The following is a 17,058-nucleotide window of genomic DNA, read 5'->3' as shown; positions in this document are numbered from 1 at the left end:
CCGTGAGCGGGAGCCACGCTCACGGTGACGCGGAAGCCCTCGATCATGGCGCTCACGGCTACGTACCGGCAGGGGGCCAGCTTGCGGACGTCGTTGGTGTGGTCGACCGCGAGTTCGCCGAGCAGGTCCGCTAAGGAGGCGGAGACGCCCCAGGCGTGGAAGCTGTTCGCGACGTGTTCGTACACGCGGTCGTCGAGGAATCGGGTTACGCGCCAGGTCCAGCGCATCAGGTAGCCGCACCCCCACCAGGGGATGGCGGATACCGGCGCCCCGTACACCTGCCATGGCTCGTAGGCGGGGGTGATGGTCTGCATCTGGGATGTCCTCGCGAAGGTGTGTGTGGGGGGGCGTCGTGTTCGGGTGGCTCCGGCCGCCCGCCAACAAAGAGGGGAAAACGGCGGCCGGAGCGTTCACCCCAGGGGCCGGGGCGCACGGCACCCCGCACAAGTCGCCCCTGGGGGCTGTGGTGCCGGTCAGGGCACGGCACGCAGTTGCACGCGCCGCTCGTCAGCGAGAGGGACACAGCTGTCGGTGTGGCGGTAGCCGCGGATACAGGGGCCTGCGTCCGACGCGTACACCGCCCGCTCGTATCCCTCGCCGTCTGCGATCGGCTGCAAGCACGAGCCGCACTCCCTCTGCCGCAGGGCCTCCTCGATCTCGTTCCTACCGATCGGCGCGCCGAGCGGGCCCGGCTTCTCGTACAAGATCAGGAGAGCCCTTACGACGACAGCGAGGTCTTGGATGTTCCAGGTCTCCGCGAGCACGGAGTTGGTAGTGACGGGCTCCTGCATGCGGTAGTGCGCGTGTCTGAGGGCGTGGAAGGCGGCCTGGCGCGTCTCACTGCGCATACGCGGCCAGAGCCCCTTGACCTCGGGGAAGAGCAGATGTGCGTACTCGGTGAGCTGGTCGCGGAGTTGCGCGAGTTCCTCGGGCTTCGGCGGGTTGTAGCTGTAGCCCCACACGTCGAGACCGGCCATGTACGCCTGCCGGATCGCCTCCGCATCGATCGGCGCGCGCTCACCACCCTTCACTGCTGGCCTCCGCGTCCTCGGCGGCCTGGACGGCGGCGAGGTACGGCTCCAAGAGCGCACCCCCGGGCGTCACCTCAGCACAGAGCGGCGCTCCCGTCTCCTCATGCGCCGGCGGAACGAGCCAGCCACGACAGGCCACCGCCTCCGAGTGGCACACGGTGGGCGGGGGCAGCAGGACCAGCGTCCCCGGCACAAGGAGCTGGGAACGGGGCGCGGACCAGCGCGGCGCGGAGCCCCGTTCGAGGAGGAACTCTGCGCCGGACGGGCCGAGGATGACCAGCCCCATCCGTCGGCCGGCCTCACGCATCCGCTGGACGGTGTCCTCCGCCACGGCGCCAGGGGTCCGAAGGACATCGAAGCCGAGACCAACAGGGACCTCCGCGAGTTGGCCGCGGCCCCAACTGTCGAGGACCTGGTCCAGGCGCCCGGTGGCCGTGAGCCACGGCATCGGGCCCACGGCAGGGGCCGTCCGCTCCCCGCTCGGTATCGGACGCTGCCCGGGGAGCGGAGGCGCACCCCGCAGCGTCTCCACGCTCACCGGCCGCCTCCCTCGGCCAAGGCCGCTCGCCCGGTAAGGACGAGCGACTCCACCTCATCCGGGTAACAGAGGTCTCCGGGGGACTGCATCGGCAGGCACCAGTACCCGCACCCCTTCGGTTCGGTGCGCCGAATCTCGGGGACGCCAAGGAAGTTGTCACGGCCCAGGTAGCTCACGCCGGGGAAGTCGCGCTCTTTCAACGGCCATTCGGCCGTGCCGGGCACCAAGGCGTAATACTGCTGGGCGTGGAGGTCCATGAACACGGCGCCGCCGTCGAACCACCGCGCGAGGAAGGCGTCGACCTCCCCGAGCTCATCCGACTTGGCCGTGGCCCACACCATGCGAGCGGGGATCCGTACGGCGGACAGGATGCCGCCGCAACAGAGAAGCGCGATCCCCTGGTCCTCCCACTGGCGACGCGCCATCTCCCGGTCGTCCGCCGCGCCGAGAAGCCAGGACGTAGCGGCGAACTGCCGCTCTGGCAGGGTCGTCAGGCCCGATGCCTCAAGCACGCCAGCGGCCTCCTCACCCGGCTCGCCATCAACAGTTTCGGACGAGGACGCATCTTCCAGTGGCTGAACTCGTAGGAGAGCGCCCGCCAACACCGTTGACTGACCGCCGGTTTGGGTAGTGTCGGGCACGGTTCGACTCCTTCGCAGTCGGCCACGCCCCTGGGGTCGGAGCCACACCCGACCTCTGGGGCACTTTCCTGCACAGAGTGGTTTTCTGCGAAAGAGCACGCGTCCCGCCGAGGGGTATACCCATGATGGGTACACCCCGCTGTCAGCTATCCCCCAGACTCAGGCGAGCAGGAAGTGCCGCATGATCTATCAGCCACCGACCGCCCTCCCGCGGCCCCTCCTTGAAGAGGAGGAGATGCAACAGGCCTTGGCCACACACGACTTCGGAACGGTCTTCCGGATCGCGCGAGACAAGGCGGGGATCAGCTACTCGCGGATCGCCACCGAGTGCGACATCAAGCCTGAGCGGGTCGGTACGCTCGCTCGAGGCCGAGGCAGGATCACGAGCTTCGACAAGATCCTTCAGATCTCGGACGCGCTACGCGTGCCCGGGCACATGGTCGGTCTGGCGTCGCGCCCATGGGAGGCGATCGAACTTCCTGTGCCAGCGTCAAGCACAGAGAATGGATCACCTAGCGTGCGCCGCCGAGCGTTCCTCCAAGCTGCCACGACCACAGGGCTCGCAGCCGCCCTGCCCACGCTCCACCAGCCGTCGGCACCCAAACGTGTCACCGTGGGCCACGTCGACAGCCTTCGGGATCGGACCGCACGGCTACGACGGCTTGATCACATCCTCGGCGGCGGCGACACCCACCGCGTCTATCTCGGCGAGTTCCAGGCCACGAAGAGTCTCCTGCGCACCGCCTCCTTCACCGACGACTCCCGGCGGAGTCTGCTGTCCCTGCTCGCCGAACAGGCCCAGCAGGCTGGCTGGGCCGCCTTCGACGGGGGCCGCAAGGCGGAAGCCGAAGCGCTGTACGAGGAAAGCAAGGTCATGGCCAGGGAGGCGGGTGACGGCGATCTTCTGGGAAACAGCTTTTCGTTCCTCGCCTATCAGACCGCCGATCCCCGCGACGCCGTGAAGATCGCGGCGAACTCCTGCCAGGCCATAACCCCCGGCACACCGTCCGGTGTGCGAGCGCTGCTCCATGAGCGAATGGCATGGGCCTGCGCTGTCGCCAACCAACCGACAGCTGCGGAACAGGCCCTCGAAGCCGCCCGGACCGCATTGGACAAACGCCAGACCGATGAACCGCAACCGGACTGGGCCGCATGGGTAGATGAAACCGAGTTGGACATCATGACCGGCCGGTGTTGGGCCGAGCTACGTCGGCCACTGCGTGCCGTTCCCATCCTGGAAAGGGCACTGGCCCGCTACGACGACGCCCATGCCCGGGATAAGGCCCTGTACATGTCGTGGCTGGCTGACGCATACCTCAACGCCGACGAGGTTGAAGCAGCCGCCGCCGTGACCAGTCGAGCCCTCGACCTGTCCGTCGGAGTCGCTTCCGTACGGCCACGGCAGCGCCTCAACCCCGTGCTGGACCAGCTCCGCCCCTACGGACATCTGGGCGCCGTCCAAAACGTCTTGGAGAAAGCCGCTTACTAGGACTCGCACACGGAGTTCTCGATCCACTGGAGGCATCGCGGGGCCCCTTGCGTGATCGGCACAGCGATCACTTGGGGGTTATCCCACGGGTGGTGCTCCAGCAGGTACTTCTCCAGCTCGGGGTACCGATCGGTGGTCGTCGTCAGCAGCAGCCGCCATTCCTCGCCCTCACCGAACTCGCCGAGGTGCCAGAAAACAGACCCCACCGGACCGATGATCTGCGAGCCTGCGGCCAGTCGGCCTTTGACCGCCCCCTTCGCAAGGTCCACTGCTTGCTCACGGGCCGGCGTGGCGGTCGCGACCTGCACGTAGTCAGTCATGCCGCGAGACTAGGCGTTGTAGCCCTTCTGCCGCACGCCCGGCCCCCACTGGGCCGCGCGCTTCGGGAAGCAGTCCCGGCACAGCGGATTGGCTCCGTTGCCGTACCGCTTGCACTTGGCGTAGCACTCGCAGCACAGGCCCTCTTCCGAGGAGTCCCACACCAACGCCGGATAGTTCGAAGATTCGGTCTCAGTAGGTGCGGCCATGGCTGCGTCCGTTCTGCTCAGGCGAGGACTATCGCCTCGAACAGAACAGAACAGAACAGAGGCTTCGCGGCCCTCTGTCAGTGCCGCGCCGTACGGTGTGGGGATGCCCTTCTCGCCCCGGCCTGATGGCCAGGTGACGCCGGCCCTCGACGATGTCAACGAGGTGATACGCGACCTCATGGACCAGCCCGCCGACGAGCAGCGTTCCGCGACGTACGCCGAGCTCCTCGCCCAGTGGGCCGAGGTCGGACGAGACAACGTCGCACCCGCCGCGTAATGAGTCGCCCCCCCGCTCGGGCCGTCGAGCAGGGGGCGCACCAAGGCCCTACCAGAACGCAACAGCCAGGAGCGAACGGATAGGAATGCCGCCCACCGTACGGCGCGGCACCGACATCGGCCTGGAGCAGGTCAGCGGTCGGGGTGTGCCTGGACGAAGTGCTCCGTGATGACCTCCTCCACGCGGGTCCGGAGCGCTTCGGCGCGGGCGTTCGCCTGCTGGGTGATCGCCTCGCTGAGCTTCGCGGTGTCGACGGACAGGAGCAGCGGCCCCAGCGGCTCAAGGGCGGGGTTCTCGTCGTGATGCCAGCCGCAGCCGAGCGGGCAGTCGAAGCGGACCGTGCCAGCGAGCGGATGCCGCAGCCCGTACGGGTACGACGGCATGGGGATGATGCTCGGCTCGGGCCAGGGCGCGGCCTCGGCCGCCCGCCGCGCGGCCTCGATCTCCGCGAACGCTTCGGTCGGCGACTTCTGCGGCAGCCGGGCGAGGAGGGCGTCAAGATCCGGGTCAGGCGTCATGCGCCCAGCGTCCCAGAGACAGCAGAACGCCCGCCCCGGAGCGGGAGGGCGGGCGTTCGGTCATGAGGACGTCGGCGAGGCGTCCGGCGGGGCCGGTTCCTCCTCGTCCGGAAGGAGTCGCGCCAGCCGGTCGTTCGCCAGGTCGACGGCGTCCCGCAGCGATGCGCCGCTGTTGGGGTACAGCTCGTGCTCGACACTGCGCAAACGGTCTTCTATGCCGCTGACCCGTTCCATGAGTCCGGGACGGCCTGGAACGCCAGGGCCTTCCTCCTCGCCGGACCAGTCGTCAATGACCTGATGGACCCGGCGGCCCAGGTGCGGCACGCCTCGGACGGCCCGCCACACGATCGTGAGGACCCCGGCGAGGATGGTGATCGCGCCTCCCCACACGAGGGCCGTGTCCAGCGCCGAGATACCAGTCCCGTCGATGCTCACCCTTCACGCTCCGGGGCATCGGTGCGCAGCCAGCGCGGGAGCAGTGCCTGTACCTGTGGGAGCGCCATCACGCGGGCGAACCCGCCAGCGACCGCCAGGACGACGGCCAACCACGGAAGGGTCTGGATGCCGAGGGCCGCGACGATCGCCGGGAGGGCGACAGCCAGGCCGACTGCGGTCTGAACAACGGTGCGCAGCGCGCGCTTCGTGTCGGTGCTCACCGCTTACGCCTCCACATCGAACGCGTGCTTCGCGGCGAGCTGGGCGAGCGAATCCGGCCCGGGGATGCCGTCGGCGGCCTGGCCGGGCTTGCGGCCGCGATAGCCGCATCGCTCCTGCCACTTGCTCATGGCGTCGATCGTGTCGGTCCCGTAGTGGCCGTCGAGCCGCGTCTTGGACAACAGCCCCTCATCGATGAGGGCCGTCTCTACGATCCGCACGCCAGCACCGTACGACTGCGGCGTCCCCGGCTTACCCGGGTCGGTCCTCGCGGCCTCGATGAGCCGGGACAGCGAGACCTTCGACCTCTTCGGCGCGGGCAGCGGCTTCGACGGGGCGGCCGACCCCAGCCGGGCGCCGATCCGCTCACGCATGCGAGGTTGGCACGTCGGGGCCCGCGAAAGCGTTGTTGAAGTTCTCCACGCCGCGTGACCCGGCGCAGCTGGCGCTGTTCATCAACCTCCGGGTCCTCGACCCGGAGCACGAGCACTGGCGGCGCGGCATCGAGGCCGCCGTCATCTACGCCCGCGAAGTGGGCGACCTCAAGGTGCCGTTCACGTACCGGCCGACGGGTGAGGAGGCTCAGGCTGAGGGGTGGCCGGCCTCGCTCGCCAATTTCCCGCTGGGGCAATGGATCGCCGACAACCGGAGGTTCTACGCCCGCGGTTCGCTGGACGAAGAGCGTGTCGAGCAGCTGGAGCGGCTCGGCATGGTGTGGTCGCACTACGACGTCGCGTGGGAGGAGGGCCTCGCCGCGGCGCGCGGGTGGACTGAGGAAAACGGGCACCTGCTGGCCCCGTGTCGGCGGTCAGGTAATTGGTTCAGGCCGTGATTCCGTGAATCCCCAGGTCGGCGCACGACTGCGGGAACGTTTCTTGCGGGGATTGCCCCGGTATGGGGGCTTCCGCGGTCGAGGATGTGCTGTTTCCCGGGATCGATGTGCGTGTCACGGGGGTGCACGTCACAGAGGAGAGAATCGCCGTCGAGGCGTCGTCGTGTGGGCAGCCGCCGGCCTGCCCGGACTGCGGTTGTGCGGGACGTCTCGTGCACTCCCGGTATGTGCGCCGCGTGGCCGAACGCCCCCTGGTGGGGCGGGCCTTGGTGATTTGGCTCAGCGTGCGCCGCTTCTTCTGCGAGCGGGCGTCGTGCCGTCGGCGGACGTTCGTAGAGCAGGTCCCGCACCTGAGCGAGCGATACCGCCGTCACAGCGTTGGGCTGCGGCGATGGCTGCAGACCGTCGCGACGTTCCTGGGCGGTCGCCCCGGTGAACGCCTGTGCCGGGTCCTCCAGTTACCCACAGGCCGCACCCACCTGCTGGGCTTGCTCACAGCCCCAGTGGTGCCCGAGCAGGCGCCGCGGGTACTGGGTGTCGACGAGTTCGCCTTCCGCAAGGGCTGGCGCTACGGCACCGTCCTGGTCGACATCGAAGCGGCCCGCGTGGTCGATGTCCTCCCAGACCGGGACGCGGCCACCTTCGCCACCTGGCTGCGGGAACACCCTTGCGCGGAGATCATCTGCAGGGATCGGGCCAGCGCCTACTCCAGTGCCATCCGCGAAGCCGCCCCAGGCGCCCAGGAGATCGCCGATCGCTGGCATTTGCTCAGCAACCTATCCGCCGCGGTCGAGAAGACGTGCCATCAACACCGCTCCTGCCTGCGTAAACAAGCCGAAGCCGATCGCGATGCGGAGCCCCGGCGGATCATCAACCCGCTGCCTCCGCCAACGCTGCCGCCCACGAAGATCGCTGTCCGCACCCTCGACCGGTACTCGGACATCCACCGCCTGCTCGGGCAGGGGCACTCCGTCTCCGAGATCTCCCGGCGCCTGCACCTGGACCGCAAGACCGTCCGCCGCTTCCGCGACACCGGCCTCAACGAGCTGCTGGCCTCCGCCCGGCGCGGACGCCCCAAAGGGGTGCTGGAGCCGTTCACCACCTACCTGACCGATCGATTCACCGAGGGTGTGACCAGCCCGACCGACCTCTTCCACGAGATCCGCCAACGCGGCTGCCAGGGCAGTGATCTGCCCGTGCGCCGCTACGTGGCCGGGCTCAGAACCGGGACGGTCGAACCCGCCCGCGGAGCCATCCCCAGCCCACGCAAGATCACCACGTGGATCATGCTTCCTCGTGGAGCTCTGAAGCCCCGCGAAGAAGCACAGCTCCTGAAAGTGCGGCTGGCCTGCCCCGACATCGCCCGAGCATGTGACCTCGCCCGAGCCTTCCACGAGTTGCTCCAACACCGGCGCGGCTACCAGTTATTGACGTGGATACGCCAGGCCGAACACGACTCACCGGCCCCCATCCGGTCCTTCGCACAGGGTCTGTGCCTTGACCTCGACGCCGTCACCGCCGGCCTCACCCTTCCATGGAGCTCGGGCATCGTCGAAGGTCATGTCAATCGCATCAAGACGATCAAGCGGGCCATGTACGGCCGAGCCTCGTTCCGCCTCCTCCGCACCCGCGTCCTGCTCCGATCATGAGCCGGGGATTCACGGAATCACGGCCTGAACCAAACAATTCCTCACGATCTGCATGATCGGCCGTCACGTAATTCCCCACCTAAAGCGTTCGGTACAGCCTCACTATCAGGCGCTCAGCACCATTGCCTTTCGTCATGGCAGACCTCCGCAACGCCTGGTTCCTGTTCCGTGTTTTCCTCGCGATAGAGGGTGACGTGGCAAGAAGGCTCTGCAGGGCAGAGGAGGTATGTCAGGGGCGGTTCTGGCCGGCTGCGATAGGGACCCACGCCAGGTCGATGTTGGCTGGTGAGGGTGCGGGTGAGGCTGAGCCGGGCGGGAGCTTCTGACCCTCTTCGGGCATGGCGAGCAGGCACATGACGAATCGGAACCCTTGATTCCAGGTACTCTCTGCGTGATTCCACGCGTACAGGTCGCGCGTGGAACTCTTGTAGGATCCGTAACGCTTGACGCATAGGTCGTACATCGCGCCCCAGGAGTCGAATTTCATGCTCTCTGGTGCCTTGATGTAGCCCAATCCCTGCAGTTCGTGCGGCTGTTTGCAGTCCACAAGCAGGTGAGCATAGTTGTTTTCCTCCAGTTTCTTGAGGTTGTAGCAGTCGCCGATGGAGCTGTTCTCGACGAAGATTTGTTCGCCGTGCTTCCGGTAGTCATCCACCGGGCCGTAGAGGCCGACGGTCTTGCCGAAGAGTAGGCAGGCGGTGTTCCGCACGCCGTTGTCCCAGCCAGCCTCGCTCGGTGTCAGTGCGAAGGGCTGGACGTCGGCCATCTTGCTCGTCGTGTCGCGTAGGAGCCCCCTGCAGACGCCCTGGCCATTGGTTTTCGCGTCCTTCAGGGACGTGGTTGCGTTGACGTCCAGGACCTGGCCGTCCGGGTAGGTTCTGCAGTCGACGATCTCCAGTCTGGGTGGATCTTTGAACCGCTCTGCGGGCCAGGAAGCCGAGACGCAGTTGCCGGGTTTCAGTTCGCGGGTCAGTCCGACCTGGTCCCCGTACGGCGCGACCATGCCGGTCTTCGAGGCCTTGGTGTCCGGGCTGTCGAGCAGTGCGGCCCCCGCCCACACGCCGCTGCCGATAAGCACCAGAACAGCAGCGATGATGCCCCACCCCCGGCCGGAAGGGAGCTTGGCGTTCCAACGACGCCGTGGCCGCGGCGGAAATCCCGGGGGCCTAGAGCGTTCTGCGACCGCCGGTGGGCCGGGAGCCGGCCACGAGGCCGGTGGCTCTTCCGGCAGCGGCGTCGTCTCCAACTCCGGGACGGCCAACCTGTGCCCTCTCGGTTCCGCACCCGGTATGTCGGTGAGTCCGGCCAGAGTGCGCATCGCCTCGTCGCCGCCCATCCGCTGTTCGGGCTCCTTGGCCAACAGGCCAGCAAGGACCGGTCCCAGTTCTCCGGCCCGGTTCGGCGGTGGGTGTTCCTCGAAGAGGAGCGCCGACAGGGTCTCATAGGGCGTCGGCCGGTCGAACGGCCCGGTCCCCTCCACGGCGTAATACAAGGTGGCACCGAGTGAGAAGAGGTCGGAAGCCGGGCTTGGTGCCACTCCGCGGGCCCGCTCCGGCGCTAGAAATCCTGGGGTTCCGACGAACCCCGACGTTGTGGTCAGCCGTGTCTCGCCCGAGTCCGGCTGCAGCGAGATGCCGTAGTCAGTCAGCAAAACCTGCCCGCCCGCTGTGCCGCCTGGGCTCTGTGCACCAGGCCCGGTCAGCAGGATGTTGGCCGGTTTGACGTCCCGGTGCAGGATCCCGGCCCGATGGCCCGCCGTCAGCGCATCGAGCACGGCCACACCGATACGCGCGGTCTCTGCGGGTGACAGCGGTCCATGATCACTCACCAGTTCGGCGAGATCCTTCGCGCCGGGCACGAATTCCATCACGATCCAGGGCAGGCCGTCTTCCTCCAGGACGTCGTACACGGTGGCGACGTGCGGATGGCCGCGCAGCCGGGCAGCATGCCGCGCCTCGACCCGCGCACGGGCGATCCGGGCACCCAGGCGGTCTTCGGGCACACCTGGGGGGAGAGCAAGCTCCTTGAGGGCGACCTCACAGTCGAGGATCTGGTCTTGGGCCAGCCATACCCGCCCCATCCCCCCGGCCCCGAGCCTGCGCACCAGCTGGTATCGCCCCGCTACCAGGCGCTCGGCACCGTTGCCTTCCGCCATGGCAGACCTCCACGCTGCCCGATACCAAAAACCGTATGACTTCTGATCGAAGACTACAAATGCACCCAAGATGGTTGAAAGATCCATATCATGGATCGCGGAATCCCGCCGAAACTGCCGCGATTGCGAGCGCCTGCCCCAGCACGCCGAAGCCCACCTGGACTGGACCGTCATGATGTTGATGACCCGCCGCCTGACCATGCCCGTGGCCGCCTGGCGCGAGCACAAGCAACCCGACACCGCCGCTGCGGATCCTGGGCGGGAGGCTGCGGCGCACTAGCGGCACGAGGATCCGACGGTGTATGCCAGCCGCGTCCTGACCCATGGGCCTCAATAAGGCGCGGTTCCTCAAGGACCGCAGCCCCTTCCTCAGTACCCCAGTCGGCGACCCCACAACACGGCCCCTGTGCCCCGGCGATGTCCGGGGCACAGGGGTCGTTCGCCTTTCGTTGTCCTATAGAACGAGTGCTGCCAATTCGTCGTTACCCGTTGGTCGCTTTCCACTGGTCGAACCACTGGGAAAGCGTGTTGGGCAGCTGGCCAACTGCGCAAGCCACAGTGTCCGGACCCGGTGGTACGTCAGTGCAGGGCTCCGCGGTGCCGACAGAGCGTATGGGCTCCTGGCTGGGGGCTGTGATGGATGTCCCCACTGGCGACTGCGGAGCCGCCAGGGACGGGGTGGCTCCTACTGTGACAAGGAGCCCAGTACCGACACCAGCTACGCAGATGAGCCAGAAAACTCCCCGCCGAACTCTGGTATTCCTAATAGGCCTGAACATTTTCATCCCCTTCTGGATCACAACTTTCTTGAGTCGTTTGTGATCCACCATGCCGCCCGTTGGAGGGTACGAGAAGCTACGGGATTTCGTGTCTTGACATCTGCCCGCATGCCGCGACAATGATCGCCCCATCCGGCTGGTAAGCGGGTGGAGCCGCGGCAGATGGCTCAGTTACCCGATGTGGGTACCTCTGAGCCGGGCGGGAGCTTCTGGGTCTCGTCGGGCATCCTGAGCAGGCACATCACAAATCGAAAGCCTTGATTCCAGGTATCTTCTGCGTCGGCCCAAGCGAAAAGCTCGCGAGTGTTGCTCTTGTAGGACCCGTACTGATTGACACACAAATCGTAAATCGCTTGCCAAGGCCCGGTGGGGTCCCACTGCATACTCTGGGGCGCCCTGACGTAGCCCAGGCCCTGCAGGTTGTGCGGTTTGTTGCAGTCCGCAAGGGTGAAGGCATATTCGCCCTCGGCCAGTACCTTGGTGTTGATGCAGTCGCCAATTGAGCTGTTCTCGATAGAGATTCCGTCACCGATCTTCCGGTAGTCGCCCACTGGGCCGTAGAGGGCGACGGTCTTGCCGAAGAGCAGGCAAATGGTGTTCCGCACGCCGTTGTCCCAGCCTGCCTCGCTGGGCATGAGCGCGTAGGACTGGACGTCGACCATCTTGCGCACCGTGTCCCGCAGGAGGCCCGTGCAGATCCCGGGGCCGTAGGTTCTCGCGTCGTTCAAGGAAGTGTTTGCGTTCACGTCCAGGACCTGGGCATCCGGGTAGCTCTTGCAGTCCACAATTTTCAGTTCGGGCAGGCCCTTGAACTTTTCCGCGGGCCAGGAGGCGTGGAGGCAGTCTCCCGGTTTCAGCTCACGAGTCACTCCGACCTCGTCCCCGTACGGCAGGGCCTGGCCGTTCTCGGCGGTCTTGCTGTTCGGGTCGTTGAACAATGCGACACCTGCCCATATGCCGCCGCCGATGAGCAGCAGTACGGCGGCGATGACGCCCAAAACCCGGGCCGCAGGGACCCGGGAACGCCACGGGTGCCGCGGCTGGGAAGCAGCTTCCGCAGCTTGGGCGGCCTCTGCTGCCGGCGGGGCGGCAGGCAGAGGCTGTGAGATGGGCGGCTCTTCCGGCAACGGCGTCGTCTTCGCCGTCGGGGCGGCCGACTTCTGCATCCGGGGTTCTGCATGTGGTGTGGCGGCGATCTCGGCGAGCTTGCGCCTCGCTTCGTCGGCCCCCATCCGCTGTTCGGGATCCTTGGCTATCAGGCCGACCAGGACCGGCCCCAGGTCTCCAGCGCGGGTCGGCGGCGGGGGCTCCTGGAAGAGCAAGGCCGTCAGCGTCTCAATGGGCGTGGGACGGTCGAAGGGCCCGGTCCCCTCCACGGCGTAGTACAGGGTGGCACCGAGCGAGAACAGGTCGGATGCCGGGCTTGGTGCCACTCCGCGGCTGCGCTCCGGTGCCAGGAATCCTGGTGTTCCGATAATCCCGGACGTTCCGGTGAGCTGTGTCTCGCCCGAGTCCGGCTGCAGCGAGATGCCGTAGTCGGTTAGCAACACCTGCCCGCCTTCTTCACCGCATGAGGCCTGTGCACCAGACCCGGTCAGCAGGATGTTGGCCGGCTTGACGTCCCGGTGCAGGATGCCCACCCGATGGCCTGCCATCAACGCGTCGAGGACGGCCACACCGATACGCGCAGTCTCCGCAGGCGACAGCGGACCGCGATCACGCACCACTTCGGCAAGATCCCTCGCCCCCGGCACGAACCCCATCACGATCCAGGGCAGGCCATTGTCTTCCACGACATCGTGCACGGTGGCCACGTGCGGGTGGCTGCGCAGCTGGGCAGCATGCCGGGCCTCGACTCGAACACGTGCAATCCGGGCACCCAGTTCTTGCTCTGGGATGCCCACGGGAAGAGCGAGCTCCTTGAGCGCCACCTGGCGCTCAAGGAGCTCGTCGTAGGCGAGCCACACCCGCCCCATGCCCCCTGCCCCGAGCCTGCGCAGCAGCCTGTACCGGTCCGCTACCAGGCGTTCGGCACCGTTACCCTCCGTCATGGCAGACCTCCACAACGCCCCGCTCTGAAACGGTATGATCATTGGGCAAAAACCACAAATTGCCGAAACTAAGGGCTCGCAGAGAATCAACGTGTTGGACCGGCAGGGACCGGGCAAGGCGATCCCGTACGGGATCTACGACATTGCCGCGAATACCGGCTGGGTCAGTGTCGGCACGGATCACGACACCGCAGCGTTCACTGTCGCCTCGATTCGCCGGTGGTGGCAGGCCCGAGGCCGGCACGACTACCCGGCCGCCACCCGTCTGCTGATCACCGCGGATGCGGGCGGCTCCAACGGCTACCGCACCCGCGCCTGGAAGACTGAACTCGCTGCTCTGGCCGCTGAGACGGGTTTGGACATCACGGTCTGCCACATGCCGCCGGGCACCTCGAAGTGGAACAAGATCGAGCACCGGCTTTTCTCCCACATCTCCTTGAACTGGCGCGGCCGCCCGCTGACCAGCCACGACGTCATCGTGAACAGCATCGCGGCGACCACCACCCGCACCGGGCTGAAAGTCCACGCCGAACTCGACCTGGGCACCTACGACACCGGCATCAAGGTCACCGACAGCGACATCGAAGCCCTGCCCATGCACCGGCACCGCTTCCACGGCGACTGGAACTACACCCTCCACCCGCACCCTCGCGGCACCACAGCCACAGCCGATGCGGCCAAGAACCCGCGATCAGCCGGCCCATCCCCACAGCCCGGCACTGGGTGTCTGCGCAACCCGGAGCTGACCGGGATGCCCGAACCGGCGCTGGACGAACTCGTCGACCAACTCACGTCGAAACTCGACGAGTTACGTGAGCAAGGGCGGCTCCAGCAGCGAGGAGGTGAGCGCATCCGTGCTCGCGGCGCAGGGGCCAAGGACAAGCTGACCACCGCCGACAGAGTCCTGGCCACCGTGCTCTACCTGCGCAAACTCGGCACCCGAGACCTGCTCGCCCAGCTCTTCGGAGTCAACGGCAGCACCCTCACCAGGGCCGTTCACCAAGTCCAGCCCCTCCTGGCCGAGCACGGCTACACCATTCCGCCTTCGACCGCCAGGTTCCGCACGCCCGCTGACGTCACCGCGTTCCTCGCGCACAGCAGCCCCACAGAGATCAAATCAGCATGTTGATTCTCTGCGAGCCCTTAGGGACTCCGACTGGAGGACGATCGACGAGTATGAGGCCTGTCTTGGCCTCAGAGGGCAGTCGTTCAAGGCTGAAGCACGTCTTCCCGAACTTCAGACCGTACGCCGCGATCTTGGAGAGAGGTTCCTCGCTGGGCGGTCCTTCCAGTCGCCCGGCGACTTCAACGCCCAGCTGAGCTCCTGGTCCAACAACGGGGGACGTGCTGAGGTCCGGTCCATGTGGGACAAGGAGTTGCAGGGGATGCTGCGGCCTGACGAGTTTCTGGGAGCGCGCATGGTGGACGAGAACACTTTCACATATGAGCCCAAGCAGCTGCGACCCGGTGAACGGCTTGCTGGCGTCCTCGACCGGCCCTCTGTTGCTGCAGCTAGAACGGTGCCTTCACCGAAGGGCATCGTGTCCTGCGGCGGCAACAGCTATCTGGTCAGCTCCTGGGCACACGGCCGAAGGATCAAGGTCGAAACGACGCTCGACAGGATCGTCATCTCCAGCGGGGGCTACCAAAAAGGGGGCCTCCACCGCGTCGAGTACGAGCGCGCGTGGGCCCGGAAGGTAACCGCAAAAGCACCACTGCGGCACTTGAGAATCGTGGGGCACCGGCACGAGGAGCTGGAGGGTCCCTGACCGCCACTGCTCCGGCCTGGCCCCGGCGGTAAGACGTCAGGGGCCAGGCATCGCGCAAGGCACACCGGAGCATGCCGTCGAACCGCCCGAGCGATCCAATCCGTGAGGAGCTAAGCGGCCGGAGGCCGCCGGGCTCCTGTTGATCGGTGACGATCAGGCGAAATTGCTGCCTGCGCCGGTCATGGTGCCCGTCCTGTTCCGCGAGGGCGCGGAAGCCACGTTACGAGTCACCAGTTCACCAGTCATGGGCGTTGGCGTACTCCCGGAACGCGGCTTGGGTCGCCGGGCCGGCGATGCCGTCGATGGCGCCCGTGTAGTGCCCGTACGACTTCAGAGCGCGCTGCAAGGCCGATATTGTGCCGCTTCCGACGATGCCGTCGATGGCGCCGGTATATCCCCAGTGCTTCTTGAGTGCGCGCTGCATCGCCTTCCAGCTTTCCGGGCCGAGCTGTCCGTCGATGTCGCCGGTGTAACCCCAGTCGTCTCGCAGTCCGCGCTGCACATTCTTGGCTTCCGCCGCGTTCAGGCCGAGGTTGACCACCGCGAGCGCGCCGTAGGCTTCGGAACTCGCCGCGGGCTTCTCGGCCGACGCGGCCACAGCGACGCCACCAGTTGCCAGGCCCCCCGCGGCAATCCCGACGACGGCAGTGACAGTGACGAGCGTCCTCGTTATGGATCGCATTCGTTCCCCTCCCGATGAGCAGAGCCGATCACCGGCCGACCCTGCAATGAGACTGCGGAGCCGACCGCACCGGCCAGCTCGACAACGAAACCGCAGGCTAGGAGCAGCGCCAGCACCGATCTTCCTCCGCATGCCTCGCATGCCGCTTCCTCTCTCTGCAAGGACAGGCTTTTACGCCCAGCCCTGCGAACCCTCGGCCCCCAAGCCCAGTCTGGACGGGAGCTCATCTCGCGGGGTACCTGCAAAGTTCGAGGTTGCGCCGGCCTGGCAGGCCCGGATACCGAGCCCGGTGGCGAGGTGGGTCTTACCGATGCCGGGCGGCCCCAGGAAGATCGCGTTCTTGTTGCCGACGACGAAGTCCAGCGTCCCAAGTGGGCGATGGTCAGGGACTTGCGGGAGGGGAAACGGGCCGCCCGGTCCGTCCCTCGGCGCCGTGGGAGTCGCGGGCGGCGACCTCCCGCTGCAGGCAGGCGGCCAGATACTCCTCATGACTCCAGCCCTCATCGCGGGCCCGCTCGGCCAGCCTCGCGGCCGCGTCCCGCAGCGTGGCGCCTTCAATGCCTTGGTGAGATAGACGAGTTCGGAGCAGACGTCGCGGCCGTTCGAGGTCTGCCTGGTGGCCATCAGGCGACTCCCTCGCCGGCGCTGAGGCCGCCGTCGATGACGCCGAAGATCCGGTCGTAGGTGTCCAGCGGCCGTTGTTCGACCTCGAGCTCGTCGGCCGCAACGAGTCGTTGCCGGGACCATCCGCGGCTGGCTCTTGCGGCGGCCGCGTGACCTAGCCGGGCGCCGCCGGGACGCCTTCCTCACGCGGCCACCGGCAACCGTTCCTTGCAGACGGTGAACAGTCCCGGCTCCACCTCGGTGGCCCAGCCCCGCGCGGCCAGCCGCTTCAATCGCGAACGCACCCCCTCCACCCGGGCCGGAACCGTAGGCGCGCCCAGGGTGAGCGCGATCTGCTTCGCCCGCATTCCGCCGTCGGCCTCCGGTGTGGCCAGGGCCGCCAAGATCCGCTGGTATTCCGTCGTGAGAGCCTCCGCGCCGATGCCCTCGACGCGATGCGGCACTGTCGCCCTCATCACCGCGGCGGCCCGAACCGGACCCGGCCCCTCGGCGACCGCCCCGGCCAGCACTTCGGTGACGGTCTCGCGGGCCTGGCCGAGCCGCTCCAGCTGCCGTTCCGCAGCGCCGAGCGCGGCCTGGATTCGCTCGGCCTCCTCCCTCAGTCGGGCCACCTCTTCGCGGACCTTCTTCTCCCGGGCCTCCAGCAGACCGAGCACCGACGGCATCAGCCACCCCCACGAACGGGACGCGAGCAGACGAACGCCCGAACTCCCCCATCCGCAGCCGGAGTTCATGCCTGACCAGCAGGAACCCAACAATCACATTCGGAAAGCGGATGGCTTCTCAGGCCGACCGAAGGCACGGCTCACGAACAGAAAAAGGCCTACCCACCCGTATTATCA

The 17,058-nt window shown here is 67.1% G+C and carries 19 protein-coding genes and 1 pseudogene; 6 read left to right on the top strand and 14 right to left on the bottom strand.

Annotated elements, in window-relative coordinates:
- Positions 1 to 473: 473 nt before the first annotated feature.
- From IF78_RS0137995 to IF78_RS0137985, 3 genes are read right to left on the bottom strand one after another with little or no spacing between them, the layout of a single operon-like run.
- On the bottom strand, positions 474 to 1,031 hold the full coding sequence (locus IF78_RS0137995) for a DUF6415 family natural product biosynthesis protein (RefSeq protein WP_031487617.1): 558 nt from the start codon (positions 1,029 to 1,031) through the stop codon (positions 474 to 476).
- Positions 1,018 to 1,569, bottom strand: coding sequence for a hypothetical protein (locus IF78_RS0137990; RefSeq protein WP_031487616.1), 552 nt, complete (start codon positions 1,567 to 1,569; stop codon positions 1,018 to 1,020). The genes IF78_RS0137995 and IF78_RS0137990 overlap by 14 nt, the downstream gene beginning before the upstream one ends.
- Positions 1,566 to 2,210, bottom strand: coding sequence for a hypothetical protein (locus IF78_RS0137985; protein WP_234439980.1), 645 nt, complete (start codon positions 2,208 to 2,210; stop codon positions 1,566 to 1,568). The genes IF78_RS0137990 and IF78_RS0137985 overlap by 4 nt, the downstream gene beginning before the upstream one ends.
- A 181-nt stretch (positions 2,211 to 2,391) precedes the next feature.
- On the opposite strand from IF78_RS0137985, the gene IF78_RS0137980 reads away from it, so the two are divergent.
- Entirely contained in the window at positions 2,392 to 3,699 is a 1,308-nt protein-coding gene (locus IF78_RS0137980; protein ID WP_031487614.1) for a helix-turn-helix domain-containing protein, read from the top strand.
- On the opposite strand, the gene cutA is transcribed toward IF78_RS0137980, so the two are convergent.
- Both cutA and IF78_RS48700 read right to left on the bottom strand, forming a co-directional pair.
- Entirely contained in the window at positions 3,696 to 4,019 is a 324-nt protein-coding gene (gene cutA / locus IF78_RS0137975; protein WP_031487613.1) for a divalent-cation tolerance protein CutA, read from the bottom strand. The two genes, IF78_RS0137980 and cutA, sit on opposite strands and share 4 nt — an antisense overlap.
- 9 nt (positions 4,020 to 4,028) lie before the next feature.
- Positions 4,029 to 4,226 (bottom strand): hypothetical protein, encoded by a 198-nt coding sequence (locus IF78_RS48700; protein WP_158751611.1) that lies wholly within the window; start codon positions 4,224 to 4,226, stop codon positions 4,029 to 4,031.
- 103 nt (positions 4,227 to 4,329) lie between these two features.
- On the opposite strand from IF78_RS48700, the gene IF78_RS48695 reads away from it, so the two are divergent.
- Positions 4,330 to 4,503 carry a hypothetical protein gene (locus IF78_RS48695; RefSeq protein WP_158751608.1) on the top strand — a complete coding sequence of 58 codons (174 nt, stop codon included), beginning with the start codon at positions 4,330 to 4,332 and terminating at the stop codon, positions 4,501 to 4,503.
- Between the two features lie 131 nt (positions 4,504 to 4,634).
- On the opposite strand, the gene IF78_RS0137960 is transcribed toward IF78_RS48695, so the two are convergent.
- From IF78_RS0137960 to IF78_RS0137945, 4 genes are read right to left on the bottom strand one after another with little or no spacing between them, the layout of a single operon-like run.
- Positions 4,635 to 5,021, bottom strand: coding sequence for a hypothetical protein (locus IF78_RS0137960; RefSeq protein ID WP_031487612.1), 387 nt, complete (start codon positions 5,019 to 5,021; stop codon positions 4,635 to 4,637).
- A 60-nt stretch (positions 5,022 to 5,081) separates the two neighbouring features.
- Complete coding sequence (locus tag IF78_RS0137955) at positions 5,082 to 5,456, bottom strand: hypothetical protein (protein ID WP_063762246.1); 375 nt, start codon at positions 5,454 to 5,456, stop codon at positions 5,082 to 5,084.
- Positions 5,453 to 5,677, bottom strand: a complete 225-nt coding sequence (locus IF78_RS0137950) for a hypothetical protein (protein WP_031487610.1) — start codon at positions 5,675 to 5,677, stop codon at positions 5,453 to 5,455. Before IF78_RS0137950 ends, IF78_RS0137955 begins: the two co-directional genes overlap by 4 nt.
- A 3-nt stretch (positions 5,678 to 5,680) precedes the next feature.
- Complete coding sequence (locus IF78_RS0137945) at positions 5,681 to 6,049, bottom strand: peptidoglycan-binding protein (RefSeq protein WP_031487609.1); 369 nt, start codon at positions 6,047 to 6,049, stop codon at positions 5,681 to 5,683.
- 35 nt (positions 6,050 to 6,084) lie between these two features.
- Here IF78_RS0137945 and IF78_RS0137940 point away from each other — a divergent pair, with 35 nt between their 5' ends.
- Both IF78_RS0137940 and IF78_RS0137935 read left to right on the top strand, forming a co-directional pair.
- On the top strand, positions 6,085 to 6,507 hold the full coding sequence (locus IF78_RS0137940) for a helicase associated domain-containing protein (RefSeq protein WP_031487608.1): 423 nt from the start codon (positions 6,085 to 6,087) through the stop codon (positions 6,505 to 6,507).
- Positions 6,508 to 6,569: 62 nt separating this feature from the next.
- Complete coding sequence (locus IF78_RS0137935; RefSeq protein WP_078662742.1) at positions 6,570 to 8,156, top strand: ISL3 family transposase; 1,587 nt, start codon at positions 6,570 to 6,572, stop codon at positions 8,154 to 8,156.
- A 229-nt stretch (positions 8,157 to 8,385) separates the two neighbouring features.
- Here IF78_RS0137935 and IF78_RS0137930 read toward each other — a convergent pair whose 3' ends face one another.
- Both IF78_RS0137930 and IF78_RS0137920 read right to left on the bottom strand, forming a co-directional pair.
- On the bottom strand, positions 8,386 to 10,311 hold the full coding sequence (locus IF78_RS0137930) for a serine/threonine-protein kinase (RefSeq protein WP_051828520.1): 1,926 nt from the start codon (positions 10,309 to 10,311) through the stop codon (positions 8,386 to 8,388).
- Between the two features lie 946 nt (positions 10,312 to 11,257).
- Positions 11,258 to 13,141: a serine/threonine-protein kinase gene (locus IF78_RS0137920; protein WP_051828517.1), complete on the bottom strand. Its 1,884-nt coding sequence runs from the start codon at positions 13,139 to 13,141 to the stop codon at positions 11,258 to 11,260.
- Between the two features lie 112 nt (positions 13,142 to 13,253).
- On the opposite strand from IF78_RS0137920, the pseudogene IF78_RS0137915 reads away from it, so the two are divergent.
- Positions 13,254 to 14,270, top strand: a pseudogene (locus IF78_RS0137915) (ISAzo13 family transposase); the annotation flags it as partial.
- A 232-nt stretch (positions 14,271 to 14,502) separates the two neighbouring features.
- On the top strand, positions 14,503 to 14,910 hold the full coding sequence (locus IF78_RS0137910; protein ID WP_031487603.1) for a hypothetical protein: 408 nt from the start codon (positions 14,503 to 14,505) through the stop codon (positions 14,908 to 14,910).
- 235 nt (positions 14,911 to 15,145) lie between these two features.
- Here IF78_RS0137910 and IF78_RS0137905 read toward each other — a convergent pair whose 3' ends face one another.
- The 3 genes from IF78_RS0137905 to IF78_RS0137900 form a co-directional block, all read right to left on the bottom strand.
- Positions 15,146 to 15,592: a peptidoglycan-binding domain-containing protein gene (locus IF78_RS0137905; RefSeq protein WP_031487602.1), complete on the bottom strand. Its 447-nt coding sequence runs from the start codon at positions 15,590 to 15,592 to the stop codon at positions 15,146 to 15,148.
- Positions 15,593 to 15,763: 171 nt separating this feature from the next.
- Positions 15,764 to 16,081, bottom strand: a complete 318-nt coding sequence (locus IF78_RS50535) for an ATP-binding protein (RefSeq protein ID WP_280514420.1) — start codon at positions 16,079 to 16,081, stop codon at positions 15,764 to 15,766.
- Positions 16,082 to 16,398: 317 nt separating this feature from the next.
- Positions 16,399 to 16,881, bottom strand: coding sequence for a resistance protein Rx N-terminal domain-containing protein (locus IF78_RS0137900; protein WP_031487601.1), 483 nt, complete (start codon positions 16,879 to 16,881; stop codon positions 16,399 to 16,401).
- Positions 16,882 to 17,058 lie beyond the last annotated feature (177 nt).

Source organism: Streptomyces bicolor, from assembly GCF_000719285.1.
Classification (GTDB): domain Bacteria; phylum Actinomycetota; class Actinomycetes; order Streptomycetales; family Streptomycetaceae; genus Streptomyces; species Streptomyces bicolor.
The sequence above is the reverse complement of the archived record's forward strand: the minus strand, read 5'-3'. Positions and strand labels throughout refer to the sequence as shown.